At 61.6% G+C, this 18764-nt stretch carries 16 protein-coding genes; 2 read left to right on the plus strand and 14 right to left on the minus strand.

Features of this window, described 5'->3' with window-relative positions:
* Both DOM67_RS18700 and DOM67_RS18705 read right to left on the minus strand, forming a co-directional pair.
* Positions 1-683 (minus strand): hypothetical protein (locus DOM67_RS18700; protein WP_157958906.1); only part of this gene is annotated, 683 nt, incomplete at its 3' end.
* The gene (locus tag DOM67_RS18705; RefSeq protein ID WP_232825319.1) at positions 680-886 is read right to left on the minus strand and encodes a DNA-binding protein; all 207 of its coding nucleotides are present in this window, start codon (positions 884-886) and stop codon (positions 680-682) included. The genes DOM67_RS18705 and DOM67_RS18700, both read right to left, overlap by 4 nt.
* A gap of 142 nt (positions 887-1028) precedes the next feature.
* Here DOM67_RS18705 and DOM67_RS19885 point away from each other — a divergent pair, with 142 nt between their 5' ends.
* Positions 1029-1325 carry a helix-turn-helix transcriptional regulator gene (locus DOM67_RS19885; protein ID WP_157958907.1) on the plus strand — a complete coding sequence of 99 codons (297 nt, stop codon included), beginning with the start codon at positions 1029-1031 and terminating at the stop codon, positions 1323-1325.
* Positions 1326-1474: 149 nt separating this feature from the next.
* Entirely contained in the window at positions 1475-3466 is a 1992-nt protein-coding gene (locus DOM67_RS18715) for an ATP-binding protein (protein ID WP_232825320.1), read from the plus strand.
* A gap of 900 nt (positions 3467-4366) precedes the next feature.
* On the opposite strand, the gene DOM67_RS18725 is transcribed toward DOM67_RS18715, so the two are convergent.
* From DOM67_RS18725 to DOM67_RS18785, 12 genes are all read right to left on the minus strand, one after another.
* Positions 4367-4924: a hypothetical protein gene (locus tag DOM67_RS18725; protein WP_110678702.1), complete on the minus strand. Its 558-nt coding sequence runs from the start codon at positions 4922-4924 to the stop codon at positions 4367-4369.
* 12 nt (positions 4925-4936) lie between these two features.
* The gene (locus DOM67_RS18730) at positions 4937-5728 is read right to left on the minus strand and encodes a DNA adenine methylase (RefSeq protein ID WP_110678704.1); all 792 of its coding nucleotides are present in this window, start codon (positions 5726-5728) and stop codon (positions 4937-4939) included.
* A gap of 305 nt (positions 5729-6033) precedes the next feature.
* The gene (locus DOM67_RS18740; RefSeq protein ID WP_110678706.1) at positions 6034-6468 is read right to left on the minus strand and encodes a hypothetical protein; all 435 of its coding nucleotides are present in this window, start codon (positions 6466-6468) and stop codon (positions 6034-6036) included.
* The gene (locus tag DOM67_RS18745) at positions 6468-6800 is read right to left on the minus strand and encodes a hypothetical protein (protein ID WP_110678708.1); all 333 of its coding nucleotides are present in this window, start codon (positions 6798-6800) and stop codon (positions 6468-6470) included. The genes DOM67_RS18740 and DOM67_RS18745 overlap by 1 nt, the downstream gene beginning before the upstream one ends.
* 2 nt (positions 6801-6802) lie before the next feature.
* Positions 6803-8215 carry a hypothetical protein gene (locus tag DOM67_RS18750; protein WP_110678710.1) on the minus strand — a complete coding sequence of 471 codons (1413 nt, stop codon included), beginning with the start codon at positions 8213-8215 and terminating at the stop codon, positions 6803-6805.
* Complete coding sequence (locus DOM67_RS18755) at positions 8215-9084, minus strand: hypothetical protein (protein WP_110678712.1); 870 nt, start codon at positions 9082-9084, stop codon at positions 8215-8217. Before DOM67_RS18755 ends, DOM67_RS18750 begins: the two co-directional genes overlap by 1 nt.
* Positions 9084-10532, minus strand: coding sequence for a hypothetical protein (locus tag DOM67_RS18760; protein WP_110678714.1), 1449 nt, complete (start codon positions 10530-10532; stop codon positions 9084-9086). The genes DOM67_RS18755 and DOM67_RS18760 overlap by 1 nt, the downstream gene beginning before the upstream one ends.
* Positions 10529-16567 (minus strand): tape measure protein, encoded by a 6039-nt coding sequence (locus DOM67_RS18765; protein WP_110678716.1) that lies wholly within the window; start codon positions 16565-16567, stop codon positions 10529-10531. Before DOM67_RS18765 ends, DOM67_RS18760 begins: the two co-directional genes overlap by 4 nt.
* Positions 16568-16921 carry a DUF1799 domain-containing protein gene (locus DOM67_RS19890; RefSeq protein WP_110678718.1) on the minus strand — a complete coding sequence of 118 codons (354 nt, stop codon included), beginning with the start codon at positions 16919-16921 and terminating at the stop codon, positions 16568-16570.
* The gene (locus DOM67_RS18775; protein ID WP_110678720.1) at positions 16918-17241 is read right to left on the minus strand and encodes a hypothetical protein; all 324 of its coding nucleotides are present in this window, start codon (positions 17239-17241) and stop codon (positions 16918-16920) included. Before DOM67_RS18775 ends, DOM67_RS19890 begins: the two co-directional genes overlap by 4 nt.
* A gap of 121 nt (positions 17242-17362) precedes the next feature.
* Positions 17363-18331, minus strand: a complete 969-nt coding sequence (locus DOM67_RS18780) for a phage tail tube protein (RefSeq protein WP_110678722.1) — start codon at positions 18329-18331, stop codon at positions 17363-17365.
* The gene (locus DOM67_RS18785) at positions 18328-18762 is read right to left on the minus strand and encodes a hypothetical protein (protein WP_110678724.1); all 435 of its coding nucleotides are present in this window, start codon (positions 18760-18762) and stop codon (positions 18328-18330) included. The genes DOM67_RS18780 and DOM67_RS18785 overlap by 4 nt, the downstream gene beginning before the upstream one ends.
* Between the last annotated feature and the right edge of the window lie 2 nt (positions 18763-18764).

An 18764-nucleotide genomic window follows, 5' to 3' on the forward strand; every position in this document is an offset into this window, starting at 1 on the left:
GGCACCACGGTCGGGTGAATAAAAAGCGCCCGGGTACCGGCAGAGGCAGGCGACGGGGGGAGCGAGCCACCGGTGACCTGGGCGAAGGGGAACGCGGTATTGGCGGGGCGTGGATCAGCCCCGGCCTGGATGTCAGCGGCAGTGACGCGGCGATAGGTGCCGTCGGTGTAGTGCAAAAGGTTGTAGGTCAACGCCGGGTAGACGTTGAAGACGCGCTTGGCGGGACGCGCAGCGGGCACGGGCTCGAGCGATGCGCATTCAGGAGTGAACGCGAGATCGCGAGAGCCGTTGCCCTGGCTGGGGTCATTCCAGCTGCGCTGGTCGATCAGCACGCGAGCCAGCGGACGCTGAAAGGCGATGTCGGCCAGAACACGCTGATAGAAGGTGCTGGCGCAGGGCGAGTTGACGATAGCCCGAGCGCGAGACCTCAGTTGGCGGTAAGCCAGACGTAGAGCAAGCCGAGACACAAGACGTAGGGCAGCGGATCGATCAGCGACGGGGACATAGCCGCGAGCCTCGCGAAGACGAGTAGGGCGCCAGAACGCGCGATGGAAGTCGACGGCGTGGGCTGCCGTGGGGGCGGTGTGCTTACGGATGACACCCGCGAACTCGCCGTCGAGGTAAAAGGCCGTGCCCTGGGCAGGGTCGTCGGCGGCGAGGTGGGCGAACGTGACCTGGATCATGACCAGTTATCCGCCTGGAGGCATTCGGCGTTGAGCAGCGCCACATTGACCATGCGACGGCGGCCGATCTTGAACAGCGGCAGATTGCCCAATTGGAGCTGGCCCTTGATGGCGTCATAGGAAAGGCCAGAAAGCTCGGAGAATCGCTCGATGGTCATGACGGGCACGGTGGCCGGGACCTGGGGGGCGTCGTTCTTTTCCATGGGGGTATCAGCTCGTTTTGGCTCGCTGTGGTATGTTCGAAGCGCTGCCATTCATCGCGAATCAGGAGAGGCTGATAAGCGACCGCATGGCTCCCGATAAGTCGGGATATCACCTAAAGTCAGGGTACCGGGAAGTCGGGATATGTCAAGCCGTCTAACAGAGAAAATCCGCGAAATCAGAGAAGCGGAAACGTCAGGGAGAGGAGAGTTCTCGCAACTGATTGGAATTCCTAAGAAAACCCTTGAGAACATTGAGCTAACGGGGAGAGCCCCCAAAGGCGAAATGCTGGAAGCCATATGCAGGCAGTGGCCGAAGTACACGCTGTGGCTGATGACTGATCAGGTGGATGAAGCAGCAGGGCAGATAAGCCCAGAGATAGAGAGAGCGCGCCAGACGCTCAAGAAGACGGGCACGGATACCGAGTCGCGAGACGGGTAGCGGCGCGCTGGTACCGGGGAACAGGGAATCAGTGATGGGCGGGCGGAAGGAGAGAGCGCGTTGGATCCTTAGAGGTTGATAAGTTGTAATGGTTTTAGTTGTTTGGTAACCGGGTGAAGGCAGGGAATCGGGGGTGCGCTTTGAAACATGTGGAAGTTAATGCGAAAGGTATTAAGAACAGGCTCAAAGCAGTCAAGCCTTTTAATGCTATTGCTGAATATATATGGAATGGGTTTGATGCGGGCGCAAATACTGTTTGTGTTGATTTCGATGTCAATGATCTCGGAGGGCTAAGTTCTTTATCTATCACTGACAATGGGAGCGGTATAGATTTTAAAGAGCTTGATAACAAATTCATTCCAGTTTTGTCTTCAGAAAAAAGAGATTTAAATGATGGTGGTGTTGTTTATTCGTTGACACATGGTAAAAACGGTTTGGGCCGCTTAACTTTTCATAAGTTCTGTGAGTCGGCGACATGGGACACAATATACAGGGAAGGTGGGCAGGCTTATTGGTATTATGTAAGCATACATTCGAGCAGTGTGGCGAACTATAATAACGGTCAGCCTCAGCCAACAAGCAAAGAAACGGGTACGGTAGTATCATTTAAAAACATTGTAGGGGTGAGTGAATACTCTTTCAGCGGAGAGATTACGGATTATTTGAGGAAAGAGTTTGCATGGTTTTTGATGCTCAATGAGCAGCGTGGTTTTTGTATTCAAATAAACGGGGAGCCATTAAGCTACGAATGCCTAGTAAAAGGCAAAGAAGAGTTTTTGGTGAATGCCGGAGATTATGCCTTTAAGGCAACTTATGTCAGATGGAAGAAAAAGCTAAATCGAACGTCCTCAAGGCACTATTTCCTTGGCTCAGATGGTGTTCTTAAGTACTCAATAACTACTCGGCTGAACTATAAGGGTGATGGTTTTTATCACAGTATCATTGTCGCCGATAAATATTTTGATGGCTTTGTAGCTACCGGAGATAGCTCTACTGATGATCTTATCGATTCGGAAAACCCAGGGGCAGACACATTCCGAGATTTAGTTGCAAAGCTGAACCATTTCTTAGCGGACAAAAGAAAACCTTTTATGGTCGAGTCCGCTAATGCTCTGGTTGAGTCTTATGAAAAGGAGGGTATTTTCCCCAGGCACAATGATAAAAATGCTTGGGAAATTGTCAGATATGAAGACTTGAAGAAAACTGTCAAAGAGCTTTATATAGTCGAGCCAAGAGTTTTCCACAAGTTAAGTAAGGTTCAAAAGAAAACGTTCGTGGGAATGCTTTCTATTATGCTGGACAATGGAGAGGTTGAGGACTTTTTTGCTATATTGCAAGGTGTTGTTGATCTCAGCTCAGAAGAGCGAGAAGTTTTTGCGAAACAATTGAAGTCTACAAAAATGTCATCGGTTGTGAGTACTATCCAGCTCATAAGCGACCGTTTCCGTTCAGTTGAAGAATTTAAGAAGCTGGTTTTTGATCCAAGCATGTATGCAGGTGAAGTGCCGCATATACAAAAAATGATGGAGCGTAATTACTGGCTTATCGGTGAGCAGTACCGACTTTTAACGGCAGCCGAGCCAGATTTTGAAGAGGCGTTGAGGCGCTATGTGCATTTGCTCCGTGGAGAGGACAGAAAAACAATGCTTGATGAGTCCTACAGGCATAAGGAGATGGATCTTTTCTTGGTAAGGCAAGGTAAAAATAGAAGTAAAATAGAAAATGTTGTATTAGAGTTGAAGCATCCGGTGAACGTGAGGTTGGGAAAAAAAGAAGTTGATCAGCTGTATGATTACTTTCAGGCCGTTAAAAAAACGCCTGAGTTTAACGCAGGAAATGTGGATTGGAAGTTTTATCTCATAGGGAATAAATTTGACGATAGTGGGTATATTAAGGATCTTCAAAATGCACTTCGTTCACATGGGGAGCCAGGCCTGATATTCGTCGGTGACTATAAGGCATATGCATTCACATGGAGTGAGATATTTAATGATTTTGAGCTGAAACATAATTTCTTGAATGAGAAATTAAACTTGGAGCTCAAGCACTTGTCAGAAGGCGAACATATGAGTGCTGATGATATTGTAAATGCTAAGAGGTCTTCTGATTGTGGTGAAGAATATTCCATTGCGAATGGATAGCCTCGCGGCAGGTGTGACCACATTGTGTCCACCGCCACTGTCCAGAACGAGCTGTAGCCAGCCCATTGGCATCGCTAAGCGCTTGAGTTCGAGGGAAACCAGCCAGAACAAGCCGGAATCCCTCGCGTTCAAAATCCGCCGCTGGAAACAGTGTGTCGGTTCGAGTCCGACCGCCGGCACCATGCAAATCAAGCACTTATAGCGTTTTTGCCTCCGCTTGATTCCTGCTTTTTTCTCGATGTGTCAACGCAGTGTCAACCGATTTTCGGGGCGTATTTGTGTAGCGTCGCTCCGGATTTGGCACCTGCTTGCGATTTGTTTGGCCTCGCCAACCGTGTTGCCCTTACCAAGTAATTAGCGGCTTATTTGGCATTAGATGTTGGGCTTCACTGTCCTAGATCGAGATACCGGCTTTGCCCTCTCAAACTGAGCCTTGTACCCACAAGTCTGACAGTAATGAATGATCTGACCGGTGGTCATCACTGAGAGCTTCCCGTCCTCTTTGCACCTAGGGCATATCGCATGATCAGGCTCTTCCTGACGAGCCAGCTCTGGAATCAACCTCAGGACGTAGCCTCCGAGGGGTGTAGCTTCCAAACGGTAACGATCAAAACGCGCGGCCTGGGACAGCTCCTCCTGTAGCTCTCGATTGCGATTCATCAACTCCATATGCTGTTGCTGGAGTTCGAGTAGGGCTGCTTGGGCAGTGCCCAGCTTGTCGTACACGTCGCTTACGGCTGCGTCGAGCTTCGCCTTGTCAGTGATGTCCTTCGCCGCTCCAGCTACCCGCCAGGCAGCTGTAATGGCTGATATAGCTTCACCAATACCCGTCAATCTCTTTTCCTCCGTGCCGCTGTTTAGGGGACCCAGTCACGCTACAAACTGTAATGACTCATATCGCTATCTTTCGATGAACCGACGACCCGCAGCCATTGCTTGCTCCAACGAGACGGCGTCTTGCTGGAAAGTGCGTTCGACCTGAGGTCCTTTGATCTCACCTCGAGCGGCCATACTCAAAATGCCACCAGGGCTCACATCCAGAGCAACGCCTTCCAATAGGTGGTAGAAAAGCACGACGTCGGTGGCGTCATCAGAAGCTAGCAGGCCGATCTTGCTCGAGTTGGATTTAAAGACGAAAAACAGATCGGGAGGCATCCGCACCTCAAGGCCAGGGCCATCCGGCGTTGGGCCTGTTCGCAGGTCATCGAGATACCCTCGGCTTTCCATGATTTCGATGTAAGTAGTGATGTCCGCAACCAGTGCCGCCCGAAAGGCGAGAGCCTCTCTTCGCCTTCTGCCCCTGTCAGCGTAGATCGGAGCAACCACCGCGCCCGCAAAGGTCAGCGACCCAGTGATAAGCGACGCGAGAACTGCAGCCCATGCAGCGCTAACGCCGCCCACTGACGCTCTGATTTCGCCTAGTTGAGACATCAGTGTCGCGAACTGAGACTGGTCCATGATTCCTCCTATTCAGAATAACCCCGCCGGCTCGGCCTCAACGTCCCAACTGAAGATGAGCACCTCGCGGGCCTCCTGGCCCTTGCCGCCGCCCACCGTGTACCTGATGTCGGTAGCCTCGATGTGGTAGCTCGCGAACACGCGGCGGATGTCGGGATGGTCATTCAGTGAGATGATCGCCTTGCCTTTGAGCTTACCGAGGATGTCGGCCATCTGCTCGTACTCTTCGATGCCGAACGGCACCCCGTAGCCCTCAGTCTGCCAGTAAGGCGGGTCGAGGTAGAACAGCGTGTGGGCGCGATCGTATCGGGCGATGCACTCCTGCCACGGCAGTCGCTCGATGTAGGTGCTGGCCAGGCGGAGATGGGCGGCTGAGAGCGATTCTTCCAGTCGTAGCAGGTTGAGGCCGGGTGGCGTGGTGGTGGCCGTGCCGAACGTCTGACCCTCGATCCTGGCGCCGAAGGCGTTCTGCTGGAGGTAGTAGAAGCGCGCGGCGCGCTGGATGTCGGTGAGCGTCTCGACACGGGTCATCTTGAGCCACTCGAATACCTGGCGTGAGCTGAGCGCCCACTTGAACTGCCTGACGAACTCCTCGAGATGGTTCTGGACGACCCGGTAGAGGTTTACCAGATCGCCGTTGATATCGTTGAGCACTTCGACCTGCGCGGGTTGCCCGCGCAGGAAGTAGAGGGCCGCGCCACCGGCGAAGGGTTCGACGTAGCATTCATGGGGCGGCATCAGGGGGAAGATGCGATCTGCGAGCCTGCGCTTGCCGCCCATCCACGGGATTATCGGTTGAGCCACGAGGGGTCTCCTGGGGTCTGGAGCTCGTGGCTCTCTGAGTGATGTTGAATCGCCCACAGCGTGGGCATTTGATCTCGATGGTGTCGAACTCGCTGGCTTTTGCCAGCATCTTGCTGCAGGCGCAGCAGCGGATCTCTATCAATGCCATGAACAAGCCTTTCTAACGCGTTAGAAATCGGCCAGACTTGCTCCGCCTCTGCAGGGGCGGGGAGCCTTGCCGGCTTGCAGGCTATGGCTGCGAGTTGGGATCGCCGGTGGTGTGTCCGCACCACCAGCGATCGCTCCTCTTTCCCGTTCTCGGCCTCTCAGGCCGTCAAACTCTCCCAGGTCACCGCGAGTGCGGCTTCCGTCGTGGTGGCCTCGTTGATCGCCCATTCGCCGCGTTGCCTGACGCCCGTGTAGGTCTGCCAGGCGATGAACGCCTCGGCGCGGGCGAGCACCGCGGCGACGAGCTGCTCGAGAGTTTCGGTGCCGGTGTTGCCGTTGCGCCCGGCGAGTATTGCCTCCAGTGCCGGCGTATGGGGCGCGTCGCCCTGCTTGCCGGCGTCCTGCCACGCTCGATAGGCATTGGCCTCAGCCTGTTGGGTGCCCCAGCTCAAGCGCTCGATCTCCGGGTACTCGCGCAGTAGGGGGCGCGCGGCCGCTTCGTAGCCCTGGTTAAGGCGCTGTAGTGCCGTAGCCCGGGCGTCGGCCAAGCGCTCGGCGTCGGTAGCGGCCGTGGTGTGGGTGAAGGTGCCCATTAGAGAGTGACCTCCTTGACCTGTTGGGACGCGATCCAGCTATCCAGGCGCGCCTGATAGCCCTCTTTCGATTCTTCAGTGCCGCGCACCGGCCTGCCGGGAATGAACTCGACGGCAGTGACCAGCACAGTTCCCTCGGTGGCCTTGGCAGTCACGAGCGGCATCACAGGCAGCGCATCAGATGCGAAATCACTTACTACCCCATCGACAATGCCAGCAAAGTCGAACTCATCGGTAATGCCATCGACGGTAACCTTGAGCACGGAGCCCACCGCACCATAGGAAACGGAAAACCTATCGCTATGCTGTGGGTAAGTTTTGAGCTTGATCATCGTTATCTCCAACGCCCAGTGGCGAATACGCGGACGGTAAACGTATCCCCTTTTGCAAAGCTCTGGCTGACGGTGGTCGGTTTGTAGACCCTGACGCCGACAGAGGTCGAACTGTTGTAGAGGAAGAAGCCAACGGGGCCGATATTCCTCACGTCGACGCTGACATTGGACTGCGTGTGATACGCGTGAGAGCCCTGCAGCCCGAGAGGGGCTGTGGGGAAGTTCACGGGAAAGATCCATACCTTGGCTAGGGTGCTGCTATCTCCATTCTCGTCGTCATATGTCAGCGTGACAGTTCCCCAGCACATCAACGTGCCGTCTGCCCACTTGATGTAATGACCTGTCGGCCCCGTGCCGCTCTCTATGATGGCGCCACTAGCCATGCCGTTCGTGTCGTATACGGCTCCAACACAATTGGCGGTGGTGAACTGCTTGGCGAACCTCGTCCATCCCTCAGCAGGCAGGTAGTAGCGCTCGTAGGTCGAGTAGCTATCAGGACTGGAAATATCGTTGGTGCGGTAATAGACCTGACGAACACGCCCCAGGGTGTTAGGTATATTGATGATCGTGCCGTTGCCCGGCGGGCCGTTCTGAAGACCTTGATTGCTATAGAAAATATGGAATTTATTGACCGGAGTGTTGACGTCGCCACCGAACTCATCGGGCAGATTCTGGGCTGGCCCGATGCCAAATGCCCCCACTTCCATCAGTTCACCGCTACCGAGACCCACATCCCGCGTCGCTGCTGTACCGACGGTATTGGGGAGCCCCGAGCCGCGCTTGTGCATGATCTGGCCGGCATCCACGCTGGCTGCGCTATTCGCCGCCGCTGCGGCGCTGTTGGCCGCGGCGGTCTTGCTGCTGCTGGCCGATGAGGCGCTGTTGGCGGCGGCGGTCTTGCTGCTGCTGGCTGATGAGGCGCTGTTGGCCGCCGCTGTCTCGCTGTCCTTGGCCGCGGAGGCACTGCCCGCAGCGGCGGAGGCCGCGTTGGTCGCGGACTGCCGGGCTGTAGCAGCGCCAGACTCGCTGCTCGCGGCCGCTGAGGCGCTGTTCGCGGCAGCAGTTTCGCTGGCCTTCGCTGCCGCCTGGCTATTGGCCGCGGCGGTCTTGCTGGCGCTGGCGGCGGTGGCGTCCTTGCCGGTCTGCACGCGATCGGCGGCCGTAGCCTCCTTGGCGCCAGCGATGGCGTCGCGGTCCTGTCCGGTCTGTACGCGGTCCGCGGCGGTCTGGTCGGCAAGCTGCTGGGCCAGTGCTGCTTTATCGGTAGCAGTACGCGCCATGGCGACGCTGTTGCTGAGCGCCGGCACGAAGCGCAGGCGGTGGCCACCGGCGGCGAGGCCGGTATCCGGGTTGGCGTCATCAGTGACGACGAGGCCGTCGCCGCCCAGATCGTTGGGGAAGGTGACTTCTGCCATCAGAGGATCTCCAGCAGTTTCATGGCGTTGGTGTGGGTGAAGGCGTAGGGCTGGGCCAGCGCGTCGAGCTGCTGCTGCCGTGCGAGAAAGGTGCGGGCGAAGTTCTCCGGGCGCGCGGCGAGGTTGAAGGCGTAGACCAGCTCACCATGGGTGCCGAGCACCCGCTGCAGCGAATAAAGCCGCTGGTAGGCCTCCTCTTCGGAGAGCCACTCCAGGCTGAACGTCGCGGTGCGTCGCTGGCGCTTTACGTCGGCGTACTCGGTGCGATCGCCGGCCTCGGCGAACTCGGTGGCGTTATCGAAACCGTGCTGGATGCCGTAGGAGACGTTGGTCGCTGGCTGCCAGGCATCGGCCAGGAAGATACGACCGAAGCGCACCGCGCCTTCCGGGTTGCCGGCGTCGTCGATCTCGACCCGCACGCTCTGCGCGAGCTGGACGTCATCGGCGAATACCGTCAGCAGTGGGGTATAGAGGGCGCGGTCATCCTCGGCGATGGTGCCGAGCCAGTAGTTGTCGTACTCCCACTCCAGCTCCGCGGTGGCGAAGAGCTGCGGCCAGACGGTCTGCCAGGCGCTGTCCCAGAGCAGGAACTGCCGGTCGATATCGCCGTAGATCCGCACCCGGTAGCGCGCCGGGGCGGAGAAGGAGTGCGCGGCGATCGCCAGGCACTGGATCGGCCGCGGCTTGTCCAGGGTGATGTCGAACCAGGTCGAGGCCGGGTCGGCATTCTGGCTCTTGCAGCGCACGGCGAGTGTCGGGTCCTGGGCCAGCGTCAGCGGCAGGCTATCGAGCCAGGCGCCGCCGGAGAGCGTGGCGCGCTCGACCAGGTTGGGCCAGCACAGGGTGATCGTGTCGGGATTCAATGCCATCAGCCCCAAAGCTCCAGTGTGAGTCGCCCGCTGCGGGCGTTGATCTGCTGGCCAAGCACCAGCATCGTGCGGCCGGTGGCGTAGCCCTGACGCGGGGTGACGATCTTGACGCTGGCGCCGATCTCGAGACGATGCCTCACCACACGGCCCTCGAGCGTGACCCGATCGCGGCGCACGCTGACCAGGTCGAGGATCGCCTCGGCCGCCGCCTGGGCATCGGCGAGATCGCGCAGGCAGGTATCGATGGTCAGCTCACCGGCCAGCGGATGGCGCTCGAGCACCTCGGGGCGCTCGGCGATCGCCTCGCGGTACTGGCGCCCGAGACGCGCCCGGCGGCTGTCGTCGACCACCCCGGCGAGGTCGGTCTGGGTGGTCTCGAGCCGGTCGGCGCGCAGCGTCACCCGCCAGATCGGCAGGCCGTCGCTGCTGGCGCCGGTGGCCTTGCGCTCGAGGCTGACGATCTCGTGGTCGTGGATCGTCGTCGGCGCGTCGCCGGTCTGCGTGAGTGGGGGCTCGAGCCGGGCGGCGCGCAGCGTGCCTTCGGCGTCGAGCCGCCACCAGCCGCCGGCGGTGACCAGGCGGTCGAGCAGATCGGCGGTGGTGGCGCTGTCGGTCACGTAGAGCCCGACCCGGCCCAGCCCGGCCAGCGCCGTGGCGTCGCAGGGCTGCGCTACCTCGGCGCAGAGCGCGGCGATCACCGCCGCCACGTTGGTCTCGGCGGTCTGGGCGTCGCAGGTCAGCGTGCCCACCGGGGGCGCGCCCAGGCGCAGATAGCCGCGATACGCCCGCCACTCGCCGGCGGCCGGCGCGCTGGCCTGGAGCGCGGCGAGGGAGTCATAGGCGGCACCGCGGGTCAGCGCGGCGCCCTGGTCGTAGACGGCATCGACCTGGCAGTCGTCGCGGCTGCTGACCTGATAGATCAGCCTGGCGCTGTTGACCAGCACCGGCTGGGCGTTGCGCACGTCGCCGTAGAGCCGCGGCTTGGGCTGGCCCTGAATATCGTCTGCGGTGCCCTCGACCCCTTCGGGCAGCGTGTTGCTGCCGGCGTAGGTCTGGCAGGGATGCGGGCGTTGCAGCAGCGCCTGGGGCGCGCGCAACTTGAGCGAGATCTCGCCGCGCTGATACGTGAGACCGGCGGCCGTACCGCGGAGGATCTCGGTGACGCCCTCGGCGGTTGCCAGTGACAGCACCACGGCGCGGCCGTCCACGGCGTAGTCGACCAGATAATCCAGGCCGCCATCGGTGTTTATCAGCGTGGTCTCGCCGAAGCCCGAGCGGTCGACACTGACGATCTCGCCGGCGTAGAGCCCGGCCTGATAGAGCCCCGGCTGCTGGATGCGCGGCAGATAGAGGGTGTCGTCCGGGGCGTCGTAGGCACCATCGGAGAAGCGCAGCACGCAGGGCTGATTGTCCGGGTCGCGGGCCTCGATGGTGAGCAGCCAGGTCATGCCAGCGCCTCCAGTCGGGCGCGGTCATCCAGCGCCTGGTTGCTCTCGGCGATACGCGTGAGCTGATCGATCGAGCGCTGATGCCCGGCCTGGGCCACCCGCACCCCGGCGCCCTCGTGGGCCTCGATCCGGCGCAGCAGCTCGGTGTTCTCTTGTGTGAGCTGGGCTAGTCGATCGAGCAGCCGCTCCATCCGCCGGTTGTCGATTGCTGGCGCCATTGGCGGCGGCGACAGACGCCCGCTCAGGAACGCACGCACCGCGGGGGCTTCCTTGGCGGTCGAGACGTGCTCGCCTTGGTGCAGCTCCGCGCGGTACCCATCCCATGGCACGTACGACAACCCATTGGCGTGGCTGCCATCCAGGCGATCAAGCTCCGCCTGGAGATCTGCGAGAGTCTCTGATGCCGCCGCCGCAGCCCGCTGGGCTTCGCGAGCCAATGCTTCGTTGCGGAAAGCCCCCATTCGGGATAGCGCGTAGAGGTAATTGTCCGTGCCTTGCCCGAACTCTCTGACCATCCATGCATGCATCTGATCGCGCTGGTCAGATGTCATGTCGTTGGCGTCGGTATTCGTATGGATGTAGTCGAGCACCCGCTGCTGGATCAGACCCGACACATCGCTGGCGTGGTCCTTGGTGGCATCAATGAAGAACTGCCGGCGTCCCATTCGCATATCGGCTTCGGACTGGTAGCTGTCAATTGAGGCTTCAACCGCGGAGATCTGACGCGAAACTGTGACTTTCTCTTGTTCACGTGCCAGCGCATTGGCGCGCTCTCGCTCGATCCTGGCGGCTTCTTCCTGGGCTACGCCCAGCGCATTGATCGACTCTCTCAACGAGACCATGTTGGCGTTCAGTCCGATGAACTGGTCCGTTGTGCGAGTGAACTCGGATGCAAGGCCATTGAGCCGCTCGAGCTGCTCCAGCGAGCGCTCTTCGATCGACCCGGTGTTGTTGCCCACCTTGTCGGTCGATGCCTTCACCGCCTCCAGCGCCGATATCTGGCCATCACCGTCCGTGTCGAGCTGACGAAAGATCTGCTTCAGCTGCGAATCGCTGGCCAGCCCTTTGAAGTACTTCCCGAATTCTCCGTAATCGATCAGCCCGTCCAGCGACGAGTCGATCTTGTCGAACATCGGATCGAGGGCGCCGCCGATGCCGCGCGCGAGCCCGCCGAGCCGGGCGTTGGCGACTTCCTGCGCATCCAGCAGGCCGTCGCCGTTGGTGTCGGTGGCGCGGATCAGCGCCTGGATCTCGGCATCGGTCGCGATCGGAGAGAGCGCGGAACGTACCTGGCGCTCCGTCAGCGCCTTGTTGCCGTTGGCGCGCAGCTGGGAGCCGAGCACGTTGGCTAGGGTCGCGTCCGTGGGCATGCCGGAAACGATGACGGATTCCAGCCCGGAGACAATGTCGTCACCGTTGAGATCCAGCGCCCGGATCATCGCATCGAGCTGGCGATCGGTGGCCTTGCCGTTCATCACCAGCTTGAGCTGGTCGCGGGTCAGCACGCCGTCGATGCCGCCGGCCAGGGTCGCGAAGTAGCCAGCCAGCTCGGCACCGATGGAGGCCGGGTTATCCCCACGCAGCACATCGGCGAGCTTCGTCGTGATGCCGTCGGTTTGCTCGATCAGCGCCTGCTTGATCTCGTCGGCAATGTACTCCTCGGCAGACACCTGGTCGGGTAGCTCACCCAGGGCATCCAGCACCTCATCGCGAATGCGTTGATAGCCGGAGCCCGAGCCGTAGTAGGACTCGCCGGCCTGCTGGTAGCGGTCGGCGTACTGCGTAATCGAGTTCAGCGCGTCTCGGTCGCCATTCTCGGCGAGTGCCAATTGGCGCGCGAATTGGGCCTGCGCTTCCTGCAGATTGACGCTTGGTGAGCCGCCGGTGGCGGTCTGCTGGTCGATCCAGGCGCTGATATTGCCCAAGGTGCCGTCGAGCTGGCTCGAGGCTTGCTCGAGCGCGGAGCGATAATCGGCGCTGGCCTGGCGGGCGTCCTGGAGCGCGGACTGCTCGTCTTGCAATGCCCAGATGCGCTCCTGGATCGGTCGCAGGCTCTCGTCGATCGTTTCCAGCTCCTGCTGGCGCTGCAGGTTCAGTGCCTCCTGGTCGCGGCCGGCGAGCTGTAAGAGCGTGACCTGCTGATCGAAGGCCTGACTGGCAAACGCCTCATACGCCTGGCGCACGGCGTCTTTGGCACTCTCGACCTGCGACTTGGCGGCAGCCTGCAGATCCTCGAGCGACTGTGTCGTCTCCTGGATCGGACCGGAGATCTCGGCGAAGGCGCCGGCGACGCTCATCAACTCGGCGTAGGTCTCGCGGCCAGCTTCGGTATTGAGGTCGAGCGATTCCACGACATCGCGGAACTGTTCGCGGGTCGAGGCGGCGGAGAGCCCCACGGTCTGGAGCACCGGGGTTAGCTGCTCGATCGTACGTTGCTGGCGCTCGGCATCGGTGAAGAAATTTTGATAGTAGGTTTGAGCCTGGCTTTGCAGGTTCTCCAGTCCGCCCGTGAGCTGAGCGAGATCCAGCGACGCCTCGACGGCCTGATCGCCCATCTTGTCGAAGGTCAGGTTGAGCTCATCCGCGATCGCGGAGACGGCGGCGTGGGCCGAGACGCCGGCGGTAATCTGGGAGAGCGCGTCGTCGATGGAGAGGTTCGTATCTTCGACGACTTGCGAGGCATAGGCACGAACGTTCCCCGACAGCCCATCGATCAGCTTGTTGAGCTGCAATGCGCCGGCCAGTGCGGTCGACCACTCCTCGGTATTGTCATTCGTGAGTTCCGGCACGCGCTCGAGCAGCGCTTTCTCGACGCCGTCGGATGCTTGGCCATCCAGCGTGCGTAACAGCCGCTCATAGCGCTTTGCGAACACCTCGCCGACGTTCGACTCGTTGATCTTCCAGCCGGAGGCGAAGTCGTCGGTGACGGCCTTGCGCTGCACCTTGGTCATCGCGTCCGACAGCACGCCATCGATCTGCTCGAACGCGTCGAGCATGTTGAGAATGTCCTCGGGCTCGGTCTTGACCTTGTCGAGGATCGTGAATGTGCCAAATGCCGTATCCGCGTGGTAATCGCGATACTCGTTGTCGCCGTTGGAGCCCAGCCCGCCTTGCCAGCCTTTGACCTTTGCCTTACGCCCCGAGCCGAACAGAGAGTCAACCATGCCGCCAAGGGTGGAACCCGCGAACGCACCAATCGGCCCACCGAAATAGGTGCCTATCGCGCCACCCGCGGTCGCGCCCCAACTCGAATTCGCCTGCTTGCCGAACAGCGATGACCCCACACGGGTGCCGAGCTGGCTGCCGACGTACCCCGCGCCAAGGCTCGCCAGGCCGTTGAAGCCGCTGAAGTTCTGAAGACTGCCGTCGAACATGCCACCGCCGGTCGCCACCTGGGAACCAAAGCCGCTGGTGTAGGCTGTCGCGCCGGTCGGCGCCCCGGTCCAGTTGATCGCCCCGAAGCCGTCGGTGATGCCCTGGTAGATCGTCTTGCCCAGGCTGGTGAGATCCATGCCGCCACCGCCGAAGCCGCCCATGCCTCCGGCGCCGGTACCTCCCGCGGCGGCCGAGCCGGTACTGGCCAGCGACAGCCCCAGAGAGGCGGTGATCTTGCGGGTGGTGTAGGCGTGGATGATCTCGGCGAGCGTCGAGATTGCGACCTGCTTGAACGCATCGAACGTGTTCTTGCTGCTGCTGATCACGTTCTCCCAGAAGTCGACGAACGCGTCGTCGGTTCGTTCAAGGCTGCGCTTGATGATGGTCTCGGTTGCCGTCATCTCACGGCTGACTGTCTTGGCGGCCTTGCTACCGTCGAGTTCGTAGACCTGGGCGGCATCGCCGGCGTTCTGGTAGAGCGTTGGCAACTGCCCGACAGCGGTCAGATACTGGTCGAGCGTCAGCTTGCCGCCGGCCCAGGCCGTCTGCAGGGTGATCTGGTCGGCGAGGAAGTCGCGCTGGGACGCCGCGACGGGGTCCAGCTTGTCGAGGAGGCCCCGCAGCGCGTTCTCGTGAGCCTTCGCCGCCTTGCTCAACGACTTGCCTGCCTTGTCGGCCGCATCGCCGGTGTTGAACATCCACTGATCGAGCGTCTTGAAGATCTTCACGCCGGATGTCGCGGACTGACGCAGCCGGTCCACTTTCTCATCGAAGGTGTCCAGGCCCTTTTCTAACGTGGCGGCGACGGCTTTCGCCTCTTCCAGCTTGGGACTCAACTCCTGCTGCTGAAACCACGCAGAACCGGGCCGCCCCTGGTTGGTGACCATCTGATCGCGGTTCTGCTTCTCGAGCGCTGAAAACTGCTTCTCCAGCTTCTCGGCTTCGATACGCGCTTCGACAAGATCACGCACCAGTGACGCGCGCTTATTGCGGATCTGGGCATCGGTGAGGCCATCCAGGCTGCCGGTCAGCTCGTCGACCTTGTTGCGCGTGGCATTGGCTTTGGCACTGACCAGCCCCAGCTCCTCCCGGAAGGCATACAGTGCCCCCACCGCGACCAACGCAGCGCCCACTGGCCCGCCGAGCAGCGCCAATGCCGCCGATGCACCGCGGGCCGCCGTGGCCATTGCACCGGCAGCCGCTGTGGATGCGCGCATGGCGCCGGTGTAGGCGATTTGTGCGGTTGTCGCCGCGCGCGTGGCGGCGGCTTGCTCAGCCGAGGCGAGCGTTGCTGCACGGCTGGCCGATGTCACGCCGGCCTCGGCTTGAGCCAGCTTGGCGTTGGCCGCGGCGAGCTGGTTGGTGACAGTGGTTTCGGATCGGCGCAGCTCCGCCATTCGTACGACGGACTGCTGGCGTCCCGTCGCCGAGATCTGTGCCTTCAACCGCTGCGCTTCCAGCTCGCGTTCGGCGACCAGCGATGCCCCTACCTGCTGCAGGCTCGCCGCATGATTGGCCGCGTCCTGACGCGCAGTCAGCGCGCGGCGAGCTGCCAATGACGCGTTATTGGCCTCCGCCGTCTTCTCCGCTGCCGAGGTTCGGGCCAGTGCCAACTGTCGGCCGGCTTCTGCCGCCGCCGCTTCGCGCTGCGCCTGCGTGTCTCGAATCGTTGCCACGGTGCGCGCCGCATAACCCGCCGCCGATGCCGCCAGTGCACCCGCGACACGCCCGCCGTAGACCGTGGCCAGAACCGCGCCGATCGTGACTAGCTCATCCATATGGCCGGTTAGGCCAAGAATCGCATCACCGGTCAGACCGACAGCGTCGCTGACCTGCTGGCTGGTACCCACCCACTCGATCATCTCGTTGCGCGCTACGGTCATCTTCTGGCCGAACGACGCGATCGCACCACCAAACGTCTTATCGATACCGGCGGCGGCTTTCTCCAGCGCGTTGACCACGATCTCGGCAGTGATACCGCCGGATGACGCAAACGCGCGCAGCTCACCGAGCGTCATGTTCAGCGAGTCCGCGATCGCGTACATGATCGCCGGGGCTTGTTCCGAGACAGAATTGAATTCATCGCCGCGAAGGGCCCCGGCGGCAAGCCCCTGGGAGAGCTGCACGATGGCGGCCGAGGCCTCCTCAGCCGTCGCACCACTGACCGCGAACGATTTGTTGATGGTCTCGACAAGACGATAGGTGCGCTCGTAGCCGAGATTGAGCCCGGTCGTGGCGCGGCTCAGACGGGCATAGAGATTGGCGGTTGATTCGTAGGAAGTCCGGGTGTCGTTGGCGATCGCCATCAGCCGCTGCTGACTCGCGATCAGACGTTCGTTGCTGTCCGAGACGGTGCGGATCTGGTTGGTGGTATTGGTCCAGGCATCCGAATAGTTGATCACCTCTCGCACGGAAAACGCGCCGCCGAGGGCGAGCAGCGAGTTACGGGCCAGGTCGCTGACCCGGTTGAGGTCTGCGACGTCGCGATTGACGCCGCGCACACTGCGGCCTGTGCGCTCGAACGCCGCGGATGACTGACGGCCAGAGCGATCGGAGGTCGAGCCGAACTCGCGCACCTCACCGGACGCGTCACGCAGGGTGCCGGAGAGATGGCGTCCATCTCCGCGCAGCGTGACTTTGAGAGTGAGATTGTCAGCCATCTAGCGGTTCGCCTTGTTCATCTCAGTGAGCGCGCCGCGCTCGAGCAGTCGGACCTGGTGAAAGCGTTCCCGGATCTCGCCGGTGGGCACGGCGTGGAACTCCATCACCGTGCGCAGCGCCGCGTAGTCGAGCCCGGTCGGGCCACCCATCGGCGCCTGGCGCCACTGTGTCGCGCAGTCCAGAAACAGCTCGAGGGCGGCCCAGTTTTCGGGCAGCACCTCGAATTCGTCTGGCGTGTCGTCATGGAAATCGTCGGGCAGACGGATGCCGAGGTCGGCGCACTCGGTGGCCAGCGCAGCCTGGTCGCGCTGGCCACCGCCGCCGGTCGCCCAAAAGCGCCCGGCGTCGATCAGCTCCTGGGCCGGTTCTTTTTTGCGATCGACTCGTGGTAGGCACTGACGGTGGCGACCGACAGCGCCGGGTCGTTCTTGATGGCGTCGAGCAGGGCATCACCAACCAGCGGCTGGCCATCGTCGCCGGCAATCTCGATCTCGCTGACGTCGTTCAGCACGGCATCCAGCAGCGAGGTGTCCTCCGGCAGCTCCTTGGCCTGGTCGTGGGGCAGCACCTTGAACGTCGCCTTGAACTTGCCGGTCTGCTCCTTGCCGTCGGCGTCGTAGACGGTGGCGGTGACGGGGTATTGATAGCTACGGGTACGGTTGACCTTGAACACGGCATGACTCCTGAATCGGGGAAGAGAGCCGCTGATACCAGCGGCGTCGGGCTGGATGAATCGCACCAGCGGCGTCGGGCTGGATGAATCGCACCAGCGGCGTCGGGCTGAATAGAAAGCCTCAGCGGCAGATGATCTGGATCTCGTCGTTGCCGTTGAGCGGCTCCGGCGTGTAGGGGATGGTCAGCATCTGTACGCCTTCGTCGTCGACGTAGCTCGGCGACTGGATGGTGCAGCGCGGCATGACGATCTCGACGATCAAGCCCGGCTCGGTGCCGTGGACGATGCGGATCTCACCCGCCTCCACGCCCTGGGCGCGCTGGAAGTAGTTGACGGTGGCCACGCCGGGGTCGTCGATCTGCATCGAGCCGGAAGGCTGGCGCCCGGTGATGGCGATATCGTTGGCGTCGACCACGGTGCGGTGGCGGGTCTGCACCGCCATATCGAGACTGAACTGGTTGAACGGCGTCGCCAGACCGAACACGGTCAGCGGGCCGGTGTTCTGGGTGTTCACCGCCGGCGCCGGGCGCCACGGCGAGAGATCGACCGTCGGCAGCGCGGCATCGACGATCGGGCGCAGCAGCGCCATCATCGTCATCGAGAGCGTCGGGATGCTCTCCGCGTTGAGCGCGATCTGTACCGTGCCCCGGGCGCCGCGGCCTTCGTGCAGCGTCTTGTCGACGTGGCAGTAGAGCCGCCCAGACTCCTCCTGGTCGGAAATCGGGGTGTAGACCACGCGCGCAGAGCGTGCTTCGACGCCGTTGTCTGGGTCTGCCTCGACGGCGGCTTCCACCGTTTCGGCGAACCCGCACGCCTGCAGCAGCGTCCCCCAGGGCGGCGGTGTGCCGGGCGTGCCGGAGGTGGTCAGCTCGCAGCCGAGCTGCACCTGCATATGCTTTTCGCCGGGCGCCTGCGGGCTATTGCCGTAGTGGGGCCGGATATAGCTGCGGTCGATGTCGTTGCCGGAAAGCGGCGTGACGTCGATCGAGTTGAGCAGCACCGCCGCCATGTCGGCCGGCGCGGCGTCCGCGTTATAGCTGGCCTCGAGACCGAAGCGCAGGGCGCGGCGGTTGGTTCGTTGGTTACTCACGGGGTTATCTCCTGCGGTTGATCGTTCCACCAGTAATCGGTCGAGACCACATCGACCCAGAACAGGGCGCTGCCGGTCAGCGCTAGCAGTTGCCCGCCGTTCCAGCGTATCGGCAGCTCCGCGCCGGGCGGCTGCCAGTAGATGAGCTGCGAGAGCACCGGCTGGCGCAGCGCGGCGAGCTGATCCTTGGCGGTGCCAAAGCGGGCGCTACCGAAGCGCGCGACACCGGTGACGACCATCACCTCGGTGGTTACCTTGTGCCGGGTATGCGGGTGGCGCTCCTGGTGCGTGACCCGCTCACGCCCGCTGATCAGCGTCAGGCTCGGTAGCGCCTTGACCTGCTGCGCCGCGCTGACGTCCGCCGCCAGACTGGCCTGCACGCCCAGGTCGGTGGCGTTCAGCCGCTCCAGCCACGGTTCCAGGGTCAGCATCG

It is taken from the genome of Salinicola sp. RZ23 (genome assembly GCF_003206675.1).
GTDB lineage: Bacteria > Pseudomonadota > Gammaproteobacteria > Pseudomonadales > Halomonadaceae > Salinicola > Salinicola endophyticus.

What these genes read in the sequence shown, in the direction of transcription:
- DOM67_RS18705 (WP_232825319.1), bottom strand. Translation starts at nt 886, where the DNA reads ATGGAAAAGAACGACGCCCCCCAGGTCCCGGCCACCGTGCCCGTCATG.
- DOM67_RS19885 (WP_157958907.1), top strand. Translation starts at nt 1,029, where the DNA reads ATGTCAAGCCGTCTAACAGAGAAAATCCGCGAAATCAGAGAAGCGGAA.
- DOM67_RS18725 (WP_110678702.1), bottom strand. Translation starts at nt 4,924, where the DNA reads ATGGACCAGTCTCAGTTCGCGACACTGATGTCTCAACTAGGCGAAATC.
- DOM67_RS18740 (WP_110678706.1), bottom strand. Translation starts at nt 6,468, where the DNA reads ATGGGCACCTTCACCCACACCACGGCCGCTACCGACGCCGAGCGCTTG.
- DOM67_RS18745 (WP_110678708.1), bottom strand. Translation starts at nt 6,800, where the DNA reads ATGATCAAGCTCAAAACTTACCCACAGCATAGCGATAGGTTTTCCGTT.
- DOM67_RS18750 (WP_110678710.1), bottom strand. Translation starts at nt 8,215, where the DNA reads ATGGCAGAAGTCACCTTCCCCAACGATCTGGGCGGCGACGGCCTCGTC.
- DOM67_RS18755 (WP_110678712.1), bottom strand. Translation starts at nt 9,084, where the DNA reads ATGGCATTGAATCCCGACACGATCACCCTGTGCTGGCCCAACCTGGTC.
- DOM67_RS18760 (WP_110678714.1), bottom strand. Translation starts at nt 10,532, where the DNA reads ATGACCTGGCTGCTCACCATCGAGGCCCGCGACCCGGACAATCAGCCC.
- DOM67_RS18765 (WP_110678716.1), bottom strand. Translation starts at nt 16,567, where the DNA reads ATGGCTGACAATCTCACTCTCAAAGTCACGCTGCGCGGAGATGGACGC.
- DOM67_RS18785 (WP_110678724.1), bottom strand. Translation starts at nt 18,762, where the DNA reads ATGCTGACCCTGGAACCGTGGCTGGAGCGGCTGAACGCCACCGACCTG.